Source organism: Amycolatopsis kentuckyensis, assembly GCF_002155975.1.
Taxonomy (GTDB): Bacteria; Actinomycetota; Actinomycetes; order Mycobacteriales; family Pseudonocardiaceae; genus Amycolatopsis; species Amycolatopsis kentuckyensis.
In genome coordinates this window covers 1-4,522 of sequence record NZ_MUMI01000653.1, presented here as the reverse complement: position 1 = coordinate 4,522, position 4,522 = coordinate 1, and the positions used below count along the sequence as shown (strand labels likewise).

General features: G+C 71.4%; 4 protein-coding genes. All 4 read right to left on the bottom strand.

Translation table 11 applies throughout. The features are described from left to right. A partial coding sequence (locus CCN39_RS44895; RefSeq protein WP_086852956.1) for an ATP-binding protein occupies window positions 1–2,416 on the bottom strand: 2,416 nt, incomplete at its 3' end. 3 nt (window positions 2,417–2,419) lie between these two features. After that, window positions 2,420–2,902 carry a hypothetical protein gene (locus tag CCN39_RS44890; RefSeq protein ID WP_086852954.1) on the bottom strand — a complete coding sequence of 161 codons (483 nt, stop codon included), beginning with the start codon at window positions 2,900–2,902 and terminating at the stop codon, window positions 2,420–2,422. Window positions 2,903–2,912: 10 nt separating this feature from the next. Further along, window positions 2,913–3,179: a hypothetical protein gene (locus CCN39_RS44885; protein ID WP_004562703.1), complete on the bottom strand. Its 267-nt coding sequence runs from the start codon at window positions 3,177–3,179 to the stop codon at window positions 2,913–2,915. A gap of 453 nt (window positions 3,180–3,632) precedes the next feature. After that, complete coding sequence (locus tag CCN39_RS44880) at window positions 3,633–4,487, bottom strand: SCO6745 family protein (RefSeq protein ID WP_086852952.1); 855 nt, start codon at window positions 4,485–4,487, stop codon at window positions 3,633–3,635. Between the last annotated feature and the right edge of the window lie 35 nt (window positions 4,488–4,522).

Here is a 4,522-nt window from a genome sequence, read left to right as displayed (position 1 = left end):
CGACGAACACCGAGTCCAGCAGGGCCACGAAACCCTGGATCTTCAGGAAGTCCGCCGGGATCTGGGACGACAGCAGGACCCGGACGTTCCACTTGCGCGAGTCACGCGCGAAGCGGTTCATCAGCACGCGCCCGGTCGGGACCTCGGACAGGAAGAACGCCTCGTCGATCCAGACGCCCTTGCGCATCTCCTTCGGCTTCTCGTACACCGACCGCTGGGTCAGCCACGCCGCCAGGTTCAGCATCTCGACGCCCAGGGACTCCGCGTCCGTCCAGTACTCGCGGGGGACGCCGTCCTTCGGCAGGGTCAGCCCCGCCATCGTCAGCACCGTCAGCCGGTCGTCGCGGGTCTCGGAGTACGGGTCCGCGTCCGTCTCCGGGATCAGCAGCGCCATCCGCTCGCGCATCTCGTCGAGGAAGTCCGCGACGACGCCCGCGTGCTCGTGGTGCTCCGAAGAATCCCGCCGGAGCGCATCGATCACCTGGCCGGGGTCGGCGTCGAAGCGGCCGCCCACGGCCCGCACCGCGCGCAGCAGCACGATCCGGGTCTGCGCCATCCGGGACACCTCGTACGGCAGGACCCCGGTCAGGACGTCCAGCACCAGGCGCCGCCGGGTGGCACCCGCGAGGGCCTTCTCGCGGCGCCAGGAACGCTCCGGGTCGTCCTCGTCCATGAAGTGCTCGATCAGCGGCTCGGCGACCACCCGGTACGGGTTCAGGATGCCGGGCTGGGCGTTGAGCAGGTTGATCGGCCGCGCGTACGGCCGCAGTTCCGGCAGGTCGCAGAGGCGGGACAGCGGGCCGGACGGGTCGAGGATCGTCCAGTTCGCCCCCGCGCGCAGCGTCTTGTAGACGATGCCGCCGCCGAGGAACGACTTACCACCACCCAGGCCCGCCACCATGGCCGTCAGGCCGGAGCCGTCGCGGATCTCCTGGGCCATCCACGGGTCCCAGGCCACCGGGCGCCGGGTCGCCGTGCACGTCTCGCCGAGCAGGATGCCGCGGCGGTCGCCGACCTCCGCGGTCGCCGTCGGGACCGCCGAGGACGCCCAGACCACCGAACCGCGGCGCATGTACGCCGCCGAGGCCAGCGGCTCGCCCGGGATGAACTCCCGGGCCATCGCGTACTGGGCTTCGGGGTGCTCGATGGCGATCTTCGGCTTGTACAGGTCGAGCAGCTGCTGGGCCAGGCGCAGCGCGTCGCGCTCGGTGGGACCGGACACCGCCAGCCGCCACCAGGAGCGGACGCGGGTGGCGAGCGCGGTGAAGCCCGACGTCATCTCGTCGTCGATCTCCAGCACGCGCCCGGCCTGCCGGGACAGCGACTGCGGCGGCTCGAGCTCGTGCTCGTCGGTGTAGTGCTTGACCTGCGAGCGCACCTTGTTCATCTGCCGCTGCAGCTCGCCGGCGACCTCTTCGGGGCGCCGGACGTAGATGCGCGCGGACACTTCGACCGCGGCGGGCAGGCGGTCGGCGTGCTGGATCCACGGGTCGTCGACCTCGGGGATCTGCAGGCCGTGCATCTGCCCGACGGTCAGGATCGCCAGGTGGCGCGAGACGCCGGCGTTGGAGCCGGTGCGGCCGCGGACGGTCACCGTCGGCGCGTACGGCTCGGCGTAGAAGTCGGCGGCGTCGGTGAAGCTGGCCAGGTCCTCCGGCTCCCAGGCCGCGCCCGGCACGGCGGGCATGTTCCGCGGCGCGGGCAGGCCCAGCGAGCAGGACCGGTGCATCAGCCAGGACATCTCCTCGGCGTGCACCGGACGGCCTTCCAGCCCGGCGCTGCCGATGACCTGGTCGAGGTGCTCGACCTCGGAGTCCAGCGCGGTCAGCTCGGCGTCGACGGCCTCGGGCAGGATCTTGCGCAGCACCGGCGCGGCCCGCTCGACCGCGCGGTCGACCATCCGCCGGGTCTGCACCTGGACGCCGAGGTAGACCTCTTTTTCGGCCATCGAGCGGCCCATCAGCTGCTGCTGCTCGCCGATCAGGTAGTCGTCGAAGGACAGCGCGCCCGGGACGTCGCCGGGGCGGTTGTGGGCGTTGTAGACGTGCGCCTCGGCCCACATCCGGATCGGGTACGGCCGGTTCGTCACGCGCAGGTGCAGCCACCGGCCCTGCAGCTCGGCGTACTGCCCGGCGATGGCCGCGATCAGGTCGCGCCGCTGCGAGTCCGAGCGGAACGACCAGCGCTGCGGGGCCAGCCGGTACCAGGCGTAGACCTCGACGCCGGTGCGGACCAGGTGCCCGTCGATGCTTCGCACCGCGATCGACGGGGTATACGCGGGAATCGCCTGCTCACCGGGCAGGCGCGCCTTGTTCCCCGAGCCGTTCCGCGACGCGCGGACCTGCTCGGGCGGTTGCCATGCGCCCGAGTGGGTGTCCCGACCCCGTTTTCCTCGGCTACCGCCGCGACCGAACAACGACTACCTCCCGGCCCGAGCCGCGTTGCCACGGCTCCGGCGCGCTCGTGGTGTTCCCTGGGTGAAGGCCGCACCCGGCGGGCCGCCGTGGTGCTGGTACTGCCGCCTGCGGCGGTGCTTCGGCAGCGGGCGCTCGGCCCGCACCCGGACGCGGCTGGCGCTGACCGCGCCCCCCGTGCCCGTGGTCCGTACCCGCGGCGTGTTCAGCTCGCGCCCCGCCATCGCGACCACGGCGCCGAGCGGGCGTTCGTGGCTGATCTTGGCCGTGAGCAGCCGGGTGATCACGATGGTGGCGACGAACGCCCACGCCGTCGAGAAGAACCCGAAGCTCCACCCCGCCCAGCGTTCGACGCCGAGCACCAGGAAGAACGTCGGGATGCCGATGAGCCAGGCGACGTACCGGGCTCTCCAGGGAAAAGTCGCTTTCGGCGGGCCGAGCCACACGGCGTCGACCCGGTACACCTCGTCATCGGTCCTGATGCGCACGCGGGCCGCCTCAGCCGGTGAACAGGCCGGCGATCCACTGGCCCACGTTCACGCCCGCGCCGCTGACCGCGAGACCGATGATGGCGAGCGCGATGACCACGCCGGCGAGCCGGCGCATGACACCGGCGTTGTCGCCCTTGCCGCCGCCCAGCCACAGGAGCAGGAGTGCGACGGCCAGCAGCACCAGGGGGATGACGTTGTCGAGCAGCCACTGGCGCACGTTGCCCGTGCCCAGTTCGCCGGCCGCCAGCGTGTCGAGGGTGGTCAAGGTCATCATCGCGATACTCCCGGTGCGCGGTGGGGGCCGCGCGGTTCTGGCTCAGGCGGTGCTTCGAACAACATCATGGGGGCTACGAGGGGTAGTGGTCAAAGTGCACAGCGTGGAGACCGGCTGGCTTGTCAACCGGCGTGGTGCGCACGGCACCCGAAATCTCCACGCCCACCATCATCGCGGCAAGGGCCCTCGGGTTGAACCCCGGCCACCCATACTTCTCAGTGTGCTGACGAACTCACCCCATTGCCCGGGATTTGCTCACTGTGGGTACTGACACCGTGGCCGTTGTGCGGCCTTGAACAGTGTTGCATGACACGAACGGCCGCGTCCCCCGAGTCCGCTCTGTGACAACCGTCGGCCGGTCGGCGGCCATGTCGATCTTGACCGCAAGTGCTGTCCGTCACGGGGTGCCCGATACTTCACAACTTTTTCACTACATAGCGTGATCTTGACCGTTCACGGTCGTCCGAGCGTGAATAGCCCGTCCGGGAAGGCGCCGGCTTCGACGAGACGACGGCTGAGGCCGCGGCACAGCTCCTCGAGCCGGGCGGTCCGCTCGGGGCCCAGGTGGTGCCACGGCCCGGTCGAGGACGTTTCGGTGGCCGCCTCGATCCGTTCCCGCAGCGCGAGGCCGCCGTCGGTGAGCGCACCCCCGGCGTCGAGGATCCCGCGGTCCGCGAGCGCGGCTTCGGCTGCCGTCCACTGCTCGTCGCTCCAGCCGCGGGTGAGCTTCGCGGCCGCGACGTTGAACCCGCGTCCGGTGGCGCTGTGGGTGACCAGGGCTTCGAGGCCGCTCAAGTCGTGCAGGACGAGCGCCGCGATGTGCCCGTCACCGCGGTGCTCGCGGAGCAGGGTGATGGCGTGCCAGAGCACGAGGTGCGGCTCGCCCGGCCAGGGCAGGCCGGCGTGGGCGGCGTAGAGCGGACGTCCTTCCGCGGTGCACCCGGCGGTGGCTGCGCGCGCGAGTTCGGCGGCCTCGGCGACTTCGTCGCTCTTGACGTGGTCGCCGAGCAGGCGGCTCAGCGCCTTGTCGACGCCGTCGAGCCGCGCGTCCAGGACCTGCTCCGGCGTCGCCAGGGTCCAGGCGCGCGGGATCACGCGCGCGACGACCTCGGGGTTGAAGTTGTAGAAGGTGGCCGCGACGACCTCCGGCCCGACGGCCCCCATGGCCGCCGACCGGCTCGCGAAGTACGGCATCCGCCCGGGCCGCAGCCCGATGCCGGTGAGCGCGGCATCGACTTCGGGCACGAAGTACGCGAAGGCGTGCAAGGAATCGAAAGCCGACTTGAACCGCTGCTCGTCACCCGCCATGGCCGCACCCTACTACCGGGTAACCACCGGGCGGA